Genomic DNA, 14613 nt, shown 5'->3' on the forward strand with positions numbered 1-14613 from the left:
TTACTCCTTTTTCCAATATAAATTTCTCAATGTCAGCAAACCTTCATCCTCTAGTTTACTTTATTGATTATCTACTTGGTGTTATCATGTGGACTTTAATAGGAAGAGTTGCGATGAATATTTTTCAAAAAGAAGACTCGGAATTCTTTTTTATGAAAATATTTGTAAAATACACAAATCCATTAATAAAATTATTTAAGCCAATTACTCCTAATTTTATTATAGCACCTCTAATTCCATTATACGTAGCTTGGTTCTTTTATATGATAAGATTTTACTTCATGCCCTGGATTTTAGGATACTCTGTAATGGGAATGTTATCCTTTCCGTTAGAAAGTGAAATTTCTCGACAAATTTATCAATTATTTAATTCAATTAAATTTTAAAAATTGATACTAGTAGATCTAGCAATCAATGAAAAAAATACAAATTTCACCTTCTATTTTATCGGCTGATTTTAGCCAACTAGGAGCGGAGATCAAAAGGCTAGAAGATGGTGGCGCTGATATGATCCACGTAGATGTAATGGATGGTCATTTTGTTCCAAATCTTACAATTGGTCCTCCAGTGATTAAGGCACTTAAAAAACATTGTTCACTTCAATTTGATGTACATTTAATGATATCTCCAGTTCACAAATATATTGAAGCTTATGCAAATGCAGGGGCTGATATTATTACTATTCATCCTGAAGCAACAAATAATTTAAAAGAGTCTATTTTAAAGATTAAAAGCTTAAATAAAAGAGTTGGTGTTTCTCTAAATCCAGAGTCTAAAATTGATTTGATAAAAAACCTTTTAGATCAAATAGACCTAGTTCTAATAATGAGTGTAAACCCAGGCTTTGGAGGTCAAAAATTTATGCCAGAAGTTTTGAACAAAATTAAAGAGCTAAAAAAAATTCAAACTGAAAAAAGTATAAATTTCGATATTGAAATAGATGGAGGAATTAACTTTGATAATTGTCAATTAGCTATCGAAGCTGGTGCCAACATTCTTGTTTCAGGCACGACTGTATTTAAAAGTAATAATGGAGATATTAAAAAAAATATTAATTTATTAAAACTAAAATAAGTTAATGATAAACATAAATTTATTAGATAATCTAATTAATCTTTATCTAAATACTAAAAAAAAATTTAGACATATTTATCAAAAATCAAATTTTTACGATAAAAAGATATCAAAAATTGATAATAAAAATTTTGAATATAAACCTAGTCCACATTTATTGTCATCAATAGTAAAATATCAAAAGAAAAAATATAAAATTGATGATTTTGCCTTAGATTCTATATGGAAATCTGACATCAATTCACAAGATTATCAAAAATTAAATAATTTTTTTTGGTTTTTTAGTTTAGATTTAAAGTCTTCAAAGAAAGAAACTCAATCAATAATCTTTAATTGGATTAATAAAAATAATAGATTTAATGAAAAAAGTTGGGATTTTGATCTTACGGCTAAAAGAATAATTTCTTGGTTATCCAATCATCAACTTACCTACGAAGACTGCAATGATGAGTTCAAATTGAAATTTAATTATAGTATTCAAAAACAAGCAAATTATCTTTTAAATGAATTTGATAATTTTAGTGAATTTGAAGATAAAATAGTCGGTTGTGCAGCAATTATACTCACTGGTCTTGCCTACAATGATCATAAAAATTATCTAGAAAACGGTTTAAATTTATTAAGAAAAATCATTAAATCATCAATTGATAATCAAGGATTTCCTAAGTCAAGAAGCATTAAACAACTAAGCTTATATTTAAAATATTTTATAATTATTAGAGAATGGTTTAAAGAATCTCAAAATGTGATTCCAGAATATATTGACGAAAATATCTATTATCTAGGACAAAGTTATTGTTTTGCTTGGCAAAATATACATCAGGATATCTTTTTTAATGGTAACTACCTCTCCAATAATGATGAGTTTGATCAATACCTAAAAAGATTTGGATATAAATTTGTAAATAAAAATAAAGAACATGGTGGGTATGCAATATTAAAAAAAAAGAATATTGCACTGGTAATGGATATAGGTTCAAGCCCGATTCAAAAATTTTCTAAAGATTATCAATCTGGGGCCTTATCATTTGAGATAATTTCTAAAGGAAAAAAATTAATTAATAATTCTGGTTATTTTGCAGATAAAAATAATAGGTTTAATAAATTCTCTAAAAGTTCTGCTTTGCAAAATACAATGATAATTGAAGATCACTCCTCTTGTGATTTTATAAAAAATGAGAAATCTGAATATTTAATTAGTAAAGGCTTAAAAGTTTTTAAAAAAAATATTGTATTTGAGGATAATTACTGGAAAATTTCAGCTTCACACGATGGTTATTCGAAAAAATTTAATGTAATTCATGAAAGAAAAATAGAATTCTATCCTGAGCAAGAAAAATTTATAGGTTTTGATAAAATATTAAAAAAAGATACGAAAAATGTCAAATTTGATATTAGATTTCATTTAGATCCTAATTCAAAAATAATGAAAACTCTGGATAATAAATCAATATTAATAGAGCTTGAAGATGAGGGTTGGAGATTTAGTTGTGAAAATTTTGATATAAATATTGATAATGGCATATATTTCGGTAATAAAAATTCTTATATAGAAAATCAAAATATATTTATATCAGGTATAAGCAATAAGTCAGACGAAATTATAAAATGGGAAATAAGTAAATTACAATGAATAAAATTAAAACTGCATTAATATCTGTTTCTGACAAAAAAAATATAAAATCTATTCTAGAATCGCTTAAAAAAAATAAAGTTAAAATAATTAGTTCTGGCGGCACTTATAAAGAAATCAAAAAATTAAAATTTAAATGTATAGAAGTTTCAGAATTTACAAATTTTCATGAAATCTTGGAAGGAAGAGTAAAAACACTTCATCCCAAAATACACGCTGGAATTTTAAATAAAAGAATTAGTAAAACTCATCAAAATGAAATGAAAAAAAATAATTTTGAAAATATAGACTTAGTAATCGTAAATTTCTATCCATTCGAAAATACTCTAAAAAAAACAAGTAATCACAATAAAATTATAGAAAATATAGATATTGGTGGTCCGTCAATGGTTAGATCAGCAGCCAAAAATTACAAGGATGTTACTGTTATAACCTCAACAAATCAATATGACGAATTAATCGAAGAATTAAAGAAAAACAAAGGATCAACAACTTTAAAATTTAGAGAAAAATTATCTAGAATTGCTTTTACAGAAACCGCTTACTACGACTCTGTAATTTCAAATTACTTTAATAATATTTCTGATACGTCTTTTCCAGATAAACGGACTTTTCACGCTAACTTAATTGAAATACCAAGATATGGCGAAAACCCACATCAAGAAAGTGCAATTTATTCAAAAAATTCAAATATGAATATAAAACAAATACATGGAAAACAGCTTAGTTATAATAATTATAACGATATATTTTCAGCTTTAACTATTTCAAAATCTTTGCCTAATAATAATGGAACAGTAATTATCAAACACGCAAATCCATGTGGAGTTTCAATAAAAAAAAATCATCTTCAAAGTTATGTTGCAGCTTTAAAATGTGATCCTATTAGTGCTTTTGGAGGTGTAGTTTCTTGTAATTATAAAGTTACCAAAACTATTGCGGAAGAATTAAACAAACTTTTTCTTGAAGTTGTTATTGCAAATAACTTTGATGCTGATGCACTTAAAATACTAAAGACAAAAAAAAACCTTAGGCTAATAGACGCTTCGAAATATATATTTAAAGAAGATTTAAAATTTATATCTAATAATGAGGAAATATTAGTTCAATCAGAAGATATTAAGAAATTTGATATTAAGGATTTCAAAGTTGTTTCAAAGAAAAAGCCTAATACAAAACAAATGAAAAACCTTCTATTTGCTTTTAACGTTTGTAGATATGTGAAATCAAATGCAATAGTTTTAGCAAGTAACGAAACAACGACTGGTATTGGCTCTGGTCAACCAAGCAGATTGGATAGCTGCAAGATAGCTATAGACAAAATGAAAAAGTTTTCTGATACTAATGATGAAATTGTTGCAGCATCTGATGCATTTTTTCCCTTTGTAGATGGTATAGAAAAATTAGTTCAATCAGGTGTGACAGCTGTAATTCAACCCTCTGGATCTATAAGAGACAAGGAAATAATTAAATTTGCAAACGAGACTGATACTGTTCTAATTTTTTCAAAAACTAGACATTTTAGACATTAATTATTTGATCTATCTTTGCTGCTAAGATGAAATCATTTTCAGATAATCCTTCTATCGCATGAGTGGTAATTTTAATTTCAGCGTAACCCCAACCAAAAGATATATCTGGGTGATGCCCTTCACTTTCAGAAATTTCTGCTACTTTATTAATAAATCCTTGGCTTTCTTTAAAATTTTTAAAATTAAATTTTTTATGTAAAAAAAAAATTTTTTTTTCTTCTAAAATCTCCCATCCATCTACTTTTTTTTGATATTTGTGAATTTCAGATATATCAAAAGGTAAGGCTCCACCTTCACATGGCAAACATTTTTTTTTTAAAAGGTCATCCATAAATATTTAAAGTATAAATTCATTAATTTTCATTTCTTTCTGATTTGACATTTTATCAATAATAAATTCCTTATTAAAATTTTTTAACCCAATATCTTTATAAGAAAAATCATTGATGATTTCAGCATAATTTAGCCATTGATTGATTACAAAAAAATCTGAAATTGATAAACCTGATATTGAATTAGTATGTTTTATGGTGTTAAGATTTTTTTTAATCTCTTCATTTTTTTCAATTTTTTCCCACTCTTTTGGATATACCATATACTTTTTACTTTTTTTATCCACTTCTTCAAAATCAGGAAATGATTTATAAAACTCAGAACATCCTCTTTTAATAATTGATTTATAATCTATATGTTTTTGTAGAATTGGAGTTATGTCATTTAAGATTTTCTTTGCTTCTTCTAAGCTAGTACAATAAATAATTCCTTTGTATAGGCCTGATATTTCATTTCTAAATTCTATCATACATTTTCTTTGATTATTTTTAGATAGTTTCATATTATCAAAAATAAAAAATAATCTGATAAGATCTAATACATTTTTTGGCTCAATCTGAATTTTAAAGCAACCAAAGCAAAATTCTGGTATTAAATTTGACTTATTAAAAATCTTATGTTTATTTTCACAGTTTAAATCAATAGGGTTTCTTCTATAAGATTGTGTTTCAATAAAATCAAAATTATTAATATCACTTTCTATTTTCTTTATAATTTCAAAAGATCTTTTCAAAACTAAACTTAAATTTTTTATTTTTAATAAGTCACTCAAAACATACTCATAGTGTAATTTTCTTAAATCATTATTAGCATTAATTATCGGATGATTATTTTCTGGTACATAATAAGTAAGTAAATGTATAATACTTTTTTTAGCAGTTAAATTTTTCTCATCAAACTTAAGTGTTTTAATATAATTTGTAATTGCTTCTTTATAATTACCAGAGCTTGCATAAACTAATCCAAGATTATTGTAAACATTAGGATATTTAGGATTTATTTCTATTACTTTTTCAAAATATTTAATTGCGTTTTGTTTATCTCCTTCTTGATAATAAATAATTCCAAGATTATTGTATGAATAAAAAAACAATGCATCAATTTCTATTGATTTTTTATAATTTTTTTTTGCTAATTGTTTTTTTTGTTGTCTTTCATATATCAAACCAAGATTATAATATGTCAAAGATATATTAGGGTTAACTTCTATTAATTGATTGTATAGATTTATAGCAACATCAAAATTATTTAATTTTTGATTATTAAGGGCTAAATTAAACAATTCCTTTTGATTTAATTGATTTTTTTTTACCATTATGGTTTTTCATGGAGCGGGCAAAGGGGGTCGAACCCTCGACCTTCTCGTTGGCAACGAGACGCTCTACCACTGAGCTATGCCCGCACTTAAAATTAATGCTGAAAATAGTGGTTTTTTATAAATTAAGCAATAGTAAAATTATAGGTAAGATAATTCTTTTAAATCTTTTTCAAAAGATTTTTCAATTTTTATCTTTAAATCTCTATTCAAAATCTTTTTCCAATCATTTTTTGGGCCAAGATGAAAAAAAGATATTTTTTTATTTTTATCTTCTCTTGAAGGTACTGCCTCTGAAAATCCTTTTTTAATTTCATTTTTTTTCAGAGTTTCAAAAGTTGTTGACTTTAAAGTCTTTTTTATTTTTTCTTTATCAATTTTTTGATTATTTTTTGTAATTGTATTTATATAATTAATAACTTCTAAAAAAACCACATATGTCTGATTTATTAAATCTTCATATTTTATAAACTTTATTGGTATTTTTTTTTGAATTTTCCATGACTTATAGTTAGTCTTCCAGGAACTTATAAATTGAAAATCACTAAAACCATTTTCTTCAAAACTTTGTACATTATAAATAAAATTTTTTTCGTTGGTTATCCAATCTATTGCTTGCTCGTCATTTAATTGGTAGTGATTTTTAATTGAGGTAATCACATTTCTTGGGTCTCTTATAACATATACCCCTCCTATTGAGTTTTGACTATTTGTAAAATCAAAATCATTGACTTTACCAAATACATTATGGGTTTTAAAAAATTTTATTTCTTTTTCGATATTTACTTTTTCTTGAGCTTTGATCCAAAATTTACAAGTGTCACCTGCATTTTTTTTATCATATTCAAAATCTTTGAAATATTTTTTAGTAGGAAACTGGTCAATTTTTTTTAATAATTTATCCTCAAACACTCCATTTTCTGAATAATAATATGTACTAATTAGTGCTCTAAGCCAAGTATTCCCACTCTTTGGGTATGAAGCTATCCAGAAAATCATATATTATTTATTTTAGTTAATGATTATATACAAATTTAAAAATGATATAATATATTGTTTGTTATAAAGATTAAAATGAATAAAAATAATTTACCAACCACCATACCTGTTTTTCCACTTAGTAACTTCATAATTTTTCCAAAAACAACTGTTCCATTAAATGTTTTTGAACCAAGATATATTGAAATGATAAATGATAGTATGAAATTAAATAAACTCATAGGCTTAATTCAACCCAAGAGCTCATCTGATAATCAAATATCATCTGTTTTACATAATATTGGTTGTCTTGGTAAAATAACTAGTTTTAAAGAATCAGACGATGGAAGATACATAATTGAATTAAAAGGTATAGCGAGATTTAAAATTGTTAAAGAAATAAAATCCACTAAGCTATATAGAGAATATGAAGTCAATTTTAATGATTTTGATCATGATCTAAGTGAAAAAAAAGAAGATCTTAATTTTTCCGATCTTGAGTTAATTTTTAAAGATTTGAAAACGTTGTTTGAAAAAAGAGGTTTTATTATCAATTGGAAAGAGCTCGAAAAACAAAGCTTAGACGAAATAATTAATGCTTTAGCAATGGCTTCTCCATTTACTCTTGAAGAAAAACAAGTTTTGTTAGAAGCTGAAAATTTAAATGTCAGAAAAAATAAAATAGCAGAAATATTAAGTACTTACACTTACGATATCTTTAACAACACAACTCTACAGTAAATTAAAATATAGCTCCTTTATCAGCAATTTTTGAAAATGCTTTATTAATATGAGGTTGCTTTAAAACAAATTGAATAGATTTACTTAAAAATTTACTTTTAGTTTTCTTTTCAAAATTAAATAATTTATGGATCATATCTATACTATATGAAAAAATTAAGTTTTTATGTTTTGCTTTATTTTGAAATTCAACATTTATAGATTTATCAAGTGGCAAACCTACATCTATTTTTTCTTTAATTATTTTTAAAAGAATTTTTAAATCTCTTATGGTCATATTAAATCCTTGACCAGCTAAAGGATGAATTGTGTGCAACGTATCACCAAAAGATAAGATATTTTTATGATAGTACGACCTTAAATTTAAAAATTTGAGTTTAAAATTATTTAACTTTTCTATGTTTTTTATTTTATATTTTTTATTTTTTTCTTTTATTAATTTTTCAATATTTTCATTTGTTTCTGCAATAGAATTAGGTATGGAGTAAACGATCGAAGTTTGAGTATCAGAAACTGGTAAAAAAGCTAATGGACCTCTACTGGTAAAAATTTGCACAGCAACATCATTTTGAATTTTTTCGTGGGTAATTAGTGTTGTGTATGCTTTACTATCATATTCTTTAAGCAATTTTTTACTAAAAAATTTTCTTGTAACAATATTGGAAGATTCACAATTTATTATAAAATCATATTCATTTATAAAAGTTAAATTTTTTAAAGATACTGATTTTGATTTGAAATATCTATTCTTAGATAAATTATTTTTTAATAATTGATAAAATTTGTGATTTTTTATAATAGAAAAAATTTGCTCATCATTTTTCTCAAAATGTATTAATTTTTCTTCTTTTAGATTATCAGAATAAATTTCAATTTCTTTTAATTTCCAAAGAAGCTTTTTTATACATATTACATTTTCATTTAAAAAATCAATATTACTTTTAGTAATACCTATAGTTCTAGTTTTGCTAATATCTAATTTTTTTTTATTAAATAAAATATCAACATAAATATTTTGATTAGTTAAAGCCTTAGCTAAAGTTAAGGCAGTTAAATTGTTACCAAGTATACAAATCGTCATAATATTTTTAATTTTAACAACAAAAATTAGATGATACAAAGTGATTAAATTGATTCATATTTATGAATATTAAAAAAACAGCTAATTTAGTGCTAAATTTTGCTATTAAAAGGATAGCAGAAATATTTGGCATTATTATTTTTGTGTCAGGAGTATTACTATTTGCGTCTTTGATATCTTATTCACCTGATGATCCTAATTTTATTTTTCCTGAAAATACTCAAATAAAAAATCTCTTAGGTTTTCAAGGAAGTTTTATTTCAGATTTATTTTTCCAAGCAGTTGGGTTGATTGCTTATTTGATTTCAATTACTTTTTTGATAACCGGTATTAATATTTTTAATTCAAAAGAATTCTTTCTATTCATTGAGAATATTTTTTTTGTAGTTTTGTATGCTATTTTTGGAACTCTCTTATTAGCTCATTATTATTCTGATACTTTTAATATTTATATAAATGGTAATGGTGGATTTGTAGGGAATTACTTAAAGCAAACTTTCCTCAGTTCTTTATTAATTTCAAATGAGAAAATATTTTATTATATATTGCTTTTGGTTACTTCAATTTTGTTCTTAATTAGTATCAACTTTAACGGAAAAAAATTTATTTTAATTATCAAAAAAATTTTTAATTTGTTTCAAAAAGATAATAAAATTTATACTGATAAAAGTGAAATAATTAACGAATATATACCTCAAGATGAAATAAAAAATCTTATTCAAGAAGATTTACCTTTTATAAAAAGTGAGAGAAAAATAGAAAACAAGGTTAAATTTCAATTACCAAGCCTTGAACTTTTAAAAACTCTATCAAAAAAAGATAGGGAAAATCTAAATAAATATGAAACAAATGACCCTGATTTTTTAGAGAAAATATTGATGGACTTTGGTGTTGATGGAAAAATTAAGAAAATAAGTCATGGTCCCGTTGTTACTCTTCATGAATTTGAACCAGCTGCTGGAGTTAAAGTTTCAAAAATAATTAATCTTTCTGATGATATTGCTAGAAATACCAGTTCAGAATCTGCGAGGATTGCTACTATACCAGGAAGCAATACAGTTGGTATTGAGCTTCCAAATGCTTTTAGAGAAAATGTTTATTTAAGTGAGATTTTAGATAATCCTGATTTTAAAAAAAGAGATATCAAATTACCTATTGCACTTGGTAAAAATATTTCTGGAAAACCAATAGTAAGTGACTTAACTTCAATGCCTCATCTTCTTATTGCTGGAACTACTGGATCTGGAAAATCTGTGTGCATCAATACTATTATCTTATCTTTACTTTATCGCCATACGCCTGAAAAATGTAAATTTATTTTAATTGACCCTAAAATGCTTGAACTATCAACATACGAAGGAGTTCCTCATTTACTTTGTCCTGTGATCACTGAAGCAAAGAAAGCTGCTTCGGTTCTTGGCTGGGTGGTAAAAGAAATGGAAAGTAGATATCGATTAATGACCAAAGAAGGTGTCAGAAATATTGATGGATATAATACAAAACACAAATTACCGATGCCTTACATAGTTGTAGTAGTTGATGAAATGTCTGATTTAATGCTAGTTGCAGGTAAAGAAATCGAAAACTATATTCAAAAATTATCACAGATGGCTCGAGCTGCCGGAATTCATATAATAATGGCAACGCAAAGGCCAAGCGTAGATGTCATTACGGGTACCATTAAAGCAAATTTTCCAACAAGAATATCTTTTCAAGTTACCTCAAAAATTGACAGCAGAACAATTCTTGGTGAACAAGGTGCAGAACAATTACTTGGAAAAGGAGATATGCTTTATATGTCATCTGCAAATAGAGTAGTAAGAATACATGCGCCATTTGTATCGGAAAATGAAATAGAAAAAATTAATAATTCACTTAGAGCTCAAGCTGAGCCAAATTATGTTGATGAAATTTTAAATTTTGCTGACGAAAAAGAGTCTAATGAAAACCAAAACCAAGGAGATAAAGACGCACTTTATCAATCAGCTTTGGAAATAATTAGATCTGAAGGAAAAGCGTCAACTTCATTTCTGCAGAGAAAACTTCAAATTGGATATAACAGAGCAGCAAGGATTATTGATATGATGGAAGCTGATGGGATTGTTAGTAAAGCAAACCACGTTGGTAAAAGAGATGTTCTTTAATGATTAAATATCTGTACATATTTATTATTTTTTTTTTAATATAAATTCAAACGCAAACAACAAAGAAAATATTATAAATAATCTTAAAAATACAAAAAATTTTAACTTTGATTTTGAACAAAATATTAATAAAAAAATTGAAAAAGGAAATTGTATCATAGAATACCCTAAAAAAATTTATTGTGAATATGTTGGAAAAAATGATAAAATTTTAGTTTCTAATGGTAAATCTTTAGTTATTAAAACAAAAGTTAGTTATTATCGTTATCCACTTAACAAAACACCACTAAATTTAATCTTAGATAAAAAATTTTTAATAGATAAAATTTACAATCTTAAAGAGAGAGTCATTGATAGTTCTTTAATAAATTATACAATCAAAGAAAATAATCATGAGATTAATGTTTTTTTTGATGATAGAACATTTAATCTTATTGGTTGGCAAACAAAAGATATTTTTCAAAACCTTACTATTACTTTTATTTCATCAATCAAAAGAAATGAAATTTTTGATAAAGATATATTTAAACTGCCTATTAAAAATTAAATTACCACTGTTTCTGTTTTAAAAATTTTCATACCTCTTGAAATATAATTATTTAATGCATTTCTGTGATCCAAAGAACATGTATGAAGCCAAACTCTATTAATATTCTCAAAAAAAGATATTTTAATTGCTTCACTTAATAAATAAGATCCAAGTTTTTTATTTTGAAATTCCTCTAGCAGCCCAAAATAAGCAATCTCTGTTTCTTTATTTTCTTTATGAGAAATTAATTCAAAAAAACCTGCAAGATCCTCTTTGTGTTTAAAAATATAAGTTTTTACATTTTTACTTGATACGTAATCAATCCATTGGGTTTCTGACCAAACTAACCTATCTATCCATTGATGTTTTTTGCCAACATTTTTATAAAAGAATTTATTTAGTTGAAAATTATTAGGATTTAATAACTCTAAAGAATAATCTTTAGAAATTTCTTTAATTTCTTTTAAATCTTTAAGAGAACTAATTTCTAAATAATTTCTTTTAACTTCCTGTGTCACTCAACCATTTTTCCAATTTTTTCTCCCCCAAACAAATGAAAATGTAAGTGAGGAACCTCTTGACCGCCATCATTGCTTACGTTTGATAAAGCCCTATAGCCTTTACCTATTTCTGTTGAAATACCAAGCTTTTTGGCAACTATATTAATGCCTTTTAACAAACCAACCATCTCATCTGGGGAAGCGTTTAAACTAAAATCATCTAAATCAATATATTTACCTTTTGGAATAACTAAGGCGTGAATTTTTTTTTGTGGATTAATATCATGAAAAGATAAAACAAAATCATCTTCATAAATTTTATTACAAGGAATCTCTCCTCTTAAAATCTTTGCAAAAATATTATTATTATCGTAGTTCATTTTTTTCTTTTTTCTAACTCTGACATTACTTCTTCAATTTTTATATCATTTGCTTCAAGATACATTAGCAAATGGAAAAGTACATCTGCTGCTTCATGGTTTGTGTTAGAATTTTCTTCTACAGCCTCAATCAATTCATCAACTTCTTCTAAAACTTTTGCTTTGCTTAAAGATTTGTCAGCAAGCAACTTATTGGTATATGAACCTTCAACGGGAGCAGTCTTTCTCTCTCTTGCAAGTTTTATTAAGTTTTCTAATGTGCTAAGCATATTAAATTCTAACAGGAATTCCTTTTGAATCCAAATACTCCTTAGCCTCTTTTACTGAATGTTTACCATAGTGAAATATCGATGCTGCTAAAACTGCACTAGCATTTCCTAATTTTATTCCATCTACTAAATGATCTAAATTACCGACTCCACCAGATGCAATTACTGGAATATTTACTTTAGAAGATATATTTGACATTAAAACAATATCATAACCAACTTGAGTACCATCTCTATCCATAGAAGTAACTAGGAGCTCTCCTGCCCCACTATCTTCCATTTTTTTTGCAAATTCTATTGCGTCAATTCCAGTATTGTTTCTTCCACCATGAGTAAAAATTTCCCATTTGTCTGCATTTTTTTTAGCATCAATTGCAGCTACTATGCATTGTGATCCAAATTTTTTGGAGCTTTCAACTATTACTTTTGGATTTTCAACTGCAGCAGTATTGATTGATACCTTATCTGCCCCAGAATTAAGTAACTTGTTAATATCCTCAACACTTCTAACTCCACCTCCGACAGTTAAAGGAACAAAGCATTTCTTAGATGTTTTCTTAACAACATCATAAATAGTTTCCCTGTTTTCATTTGAGGCAGTAATATCTAAAAAACAAATTTCATCTGCACCGCCATCAGAATAAATTTTTGCTTGCTCAACAGGATCACCTGCATCTTTTAAATCTATAAAGTTAATTCCTTTTACCACACGACCATTTTTAACATCCAAACAAGGTATTATTCTATTTTTAAGCATCTATTTCCTTCACTAATTCGTCTAATTGAATATCACCATCGTATATAGCTTTTCCAACAATTATACCTTCAATGTTGTTATTTTTTAACTCCTTAGCTTTTTTAATGTCACCAATTGAGGAAACTCCACCAGAAATTATTACAGGACAATTTGATGTATCCGCAACTTTTGATGTCTCTTCAAAATTGGGGCTTTGTTTCATTCCATCTCTATTAATATCGGTATAAATCAATCTACTTGCACCATAATTGTTCACTTCTTTCAAATAATCTAAAGTTAATTGATTAGAATTTTCCTTCCAACCTGAGATGGATAAATATCCATTTTTGGCATCTAAACCTAGTGCAATTTTATTTGGAAATTTTTCACAAGCTTCTTTTAGAAATTTTTTATTTTTAATGGCAGCACTTCCCAAAATAACTTTTTCAACACCAGCATTAATATATTTCTTAATACTATCAAAATTTCTTACACCTCCACCAATTTCAATTTTAAGATCAAATTTACTCACTATTTCTTCAATGATATCCAAATTAACTGTTTCGCCGGTTAAAGCTCCATCTAAATCAACTATGTGTAAATTTTTAAAACCATGATCCTTATATTTTTCAGCTTGTTCTACTGGAGATATTTCATATTCAGTTTTATTGTTGAAATCTCCTTTTACTAACCTCACACACTTTTTATCTTTAATATCTATTGCAGGAAGTATTTTCATTTATAAATTCATAAAATTATAAATTATTTTAAGTCCAATTTTATCACTTTTTTCAGGATGAAATTGAGTTCCAAAAATATTTTCTTTTTCAACTGAACAAACTATATTTGAAGAATAGTCTGTTGTTGCTGAAATTACTTTTTTATCTTTTGGTAAAAATTCATAACTATGAACAAAATACATGTGAGATTTATTTTCTATATCTTTAAAAATTTTACTATCTTTAACCAAATTTATTTGATTCCAGCCAATATGTGGAAGTTTGAATTTACCATCTTGATTATCTATCTTCGATACTTTACCTGAAATCCAACCAAGCCCTTTTGTCTCTGTTTCTTCAAAACCAATATCAGCAAACATTTGTAATCCTACACAAATGCCTAGAAGAGGTTTTTTATTAATTATTACAAATTCATTTAGTGTATCCACTAAACCATCAATATTATTTAAAGCATCAACACAACTCTTAAACGAACCCTGTCCTGGTAAAACAACTTTATCAGAGGATTTAATCTTATTTAAATCTGAAGTTACCTCGATATTTACTTTATCTTTAGCAACTTCTTTAAAAGAGTTTATTACTGAGCTTATGTTGCCCGAATTATAATCAACAATTGTGACGTTCATTA

At 26.0% G+C, this 14613-nt stretch carries 17 protein-coding genes and 1 tRNA gene; 7 read left to right on the forward strand and 11 right to left on the reverse strand.

Annotation, left to right across the window (positions count from 1 at the left end; translation table 11 throughout):
* Positions 1-29 precede the first annotated feature (29 nt).
* From ACIJYB_RS07130 to purH, 4 genes are read left to right on the forward strand one after another with little or no spacing between them, the layout of a single operon-like run.
* The gene (locus tag ACIJYB_RS07130; RefSeq protein WP_435150889.1) at positions 30-386 is read left to right on the forward strand and encodes a hypothetical protein; all 357 of its coding nucleotides are present in this window, start codon (positions 30-32) and stop codon (positions 384-386) included.
* Between the two features lie 28 nt (positions 387-414).
* On the forward strand, positions 415-1074 hold the full coding sequence (gene rpe / locus ACIJYB_RS07135; protein ID WP_435150892.1) for a ribulose-phosphate 3-epimerase: 660 nt from the start codon (positions 415-417) through the stop codon (positions 1072-1074).
* Between the two features lie 4 nt (positions 1075-1078).
* Positions 1079-2707, forward strand: coding sequence for a heparinase II/III family protein (locus tag ACIJYB_RS07140; protein ID WP_435150895.1), 1629 nt, complete (start codon positions 1079-1081; stop codon positions 2705-2707).
* Positions 2704-4239, forward strand: coding sequence for a bifunctional phosphoribosylaminoimidazolecarboxamide formyltransferase/IMP cyclohydrolase (purH, locus tag ACIJYB_RS07145; protein ID WP_435150897.1), 1536 nt, complete (start codon positions 2704-2706; stop codon positions 4237-4239). The genes ACIJYB_RS07140 and purH overlap by 4 nt, the downstream gene beginning before the upstream one ends.
* On the opposite strand, the gene ACIJYB_RS07150 is transcribed toward purH, so the two are convergent.
* The 4 genes from ACIJYB_RS07150 to ACIJYB_RS07165 form a co-directional block, all read right to left on the reverse strand.
* On the reverse strand, positions 4229-4570 hold the full coding sequence (locus tag ACIJYB_RS07150; RefSeq protein ID WP_435150898.1) for a 4a-hydroxytetrahydrobiopterin dehydratase: 342 nt from the start codon (positions 4568-4570) through the stop codon (positions 4229-4231). The two genes, purH and ACIJYB_RS07150, sit on opposite strands and share 11 nt — an antisense overlap.
* 6 nt (positions 4571-4576) lie before the next feature.
* Positions 4577-5887, reverse strand: coding sequence for a tetratricopeptide repeat protein (locus ACIJYB_RS07155; protein WP_435150900.1), 1311 nt, complete (start codon positions 5885-5887; stop codon positions 4577-4579).
* A gap of 12 nt (positions 5888-5899) precedes the next feature.
* Positions 5900-5974 (reverse strand) — tRNA-Gly (locus ACIJYB_RS07160).
* Between the two features lie 54 nt (positions 5975-6028).
* On the reverse strand, positions 6029-6886 hold the full coding sequence (locus ACIJYB_RS07165; protein WP_435150902.1) for a sulfotransferase domain-containing protein: 858 nt from the start codon (positions 6884-6886) through the stop codon (positions 6029-6031).
* 75 nt (positions 6887-6961) lie between these two features.
* On the opposite strand from ACIJYB_RS07165, the gene ACIJYB_RS07170 reads away from it, so the two are divergent.
* A complete protein-coding gene (locus ACIJYB_RS07170) occupies positions 6962-7606 on the forward strand; it encodes an LON peptidase substrate-binding domain-containing protein (RefSeq protein WP_435150904.1) in 645 nt (214 codons plus the stop codon).
* Position 7607: 1 nt separating this feature from the next.
* Here the strand turns inward: ACIJYB_RS07170 and ACIJYB_RS07175 are convergent, their stop codons facing one another.
* Complete coding sequence (locus ACIJYB_RS07175; RefSeq protein WP_435150906.1) at positions 7608-8726, reverse strand: ubiquinone biosynthesis protein UbiB; 1119 nt, start codon at positions 8724-8726, stop codon at positions 7608-7610.
* A 23-nt stretch (positions 8727-8749) separates the two neighbouring features.
* Between ACIJYB_RS07175 and ACIJYB_RS07180 the strand changes: the two genes are divergently transcribed.
* A complete protein-coding gene (locus ACIJYB_RS07180) occupies positions 8750-10831 on the forward strand; it encodes a DNA translocase FtsK (RefSeq protein ID WP_435150908.1) in 2082 nt (693 codons plus the stop codon).
* Between the two features lie 136 nt (positions 10832-10967).
* Positions 10968-11378, forward strand: a complete 411-nt coding sequence (locus tag ACIJYB_RS07185) for an outer-membrane lipoprotein carrier protein LolA (RefSeq protein ID WP_435152566.1) — start codon at positions 10968-10970, stop codon at positions 11376-11378.
* On the opposite strand, the gene ACIJYB_RS07190 is transcribed toward ACIJYB_RS07185, so the two are convergent.
* The 6 genes from ACIJYB_RS07190 to hisH are packed head-to-tail and all read right to left on the reverse strand — an operon-like array spanning position 11375 to position 14611.
* Complete coding sequence (locus ACIJYB_RS07190; protein ID WP_435150909.1) at positions 11375-11878, reverse strand: GNAT family N-acetyltransferase; 504 nt, start codon at positions 11876-11878, stop codon at positions 11375-11377. The genes ACIJYB_RS07185 and ACIJYB_RS07190 overlap by 4 nt on opposite strands.
* Positions 11875-12240, reverse strand: a complete 366-nt coding sequence (locus tag ACIJYB_RS07195; protein ID WP_435150910.1) for an HIT domain-containing protein — start codon at positions 12238-12240, stop codon at positions 11875-11877. The genes ACIJYB_RS07190 and ACIJYB_RS07195 overlap by 4 nt, the downstream gene beginning before the upstream one ends.
* Positions 12237-12509, reverse strand: a complete 273-nt coding sequence (gene hisE / locus ACIJYB_RS07200) for a phosphoribosyl-ATP diphosphatase (protein ID WP_435150911.1) — start codon at positions 12507-12509, stop codon at positions 12237-12239. Before hisE ends, ACIJYB_RS07195 begins: the two co-directional genes overlap by 4 nt.
* Before the next feature lies 1 nt (position 12510).
* Positions 12511-13266, reverse strand: coding sequence for an imidazole glycerol phosphate synthase subunit HisF (hisF, locus tag ACIJYB_RS07205; RefSeq protein WP_435150912.1), 756 nt, complete (start codon positions 13264-13266; stop codon positions 12511-12513).
* Complete coding sequence (gene hisA / locus ACIJYB_RS07210) at positions 13259-13984, reverse strand: 1-(5-phosphoribosyl)-5-[(5-phosphoribosylamino)methylideneamino]imidazole-4-carboxamide isomerase (protein WP_435150913.1); 726 nt, start codon at positions 13982-13984, stop codon at positions 13259-13261. Before hisA ends, hisF begins: the two co-directional genes overlap by 8 nt.
* Positions 13985-14611 (reverse strand): imidazole glycerol phosphate synthase subunit HisH, encoded by a 627-nt coding sequence (gene hisH, locus ACIJYB_RS07215; protein ID WP_435150914.1) that lies wholly within the window; start codon positions 14609-14611, stop codon positions 13985-13987.
* Positions 14612-14613 lie beyond the last annotated feature (2 nt).

This window comes from Candidatus Pelagibacter bacterium nBUS_44 (genome assembly GCF_051200895.1).
GTDB lineage: Bacteria > Pseudomonadota > Alphaproteobacteria > Pelagibacterales > Pelagibacteraceae > Pelagibacter.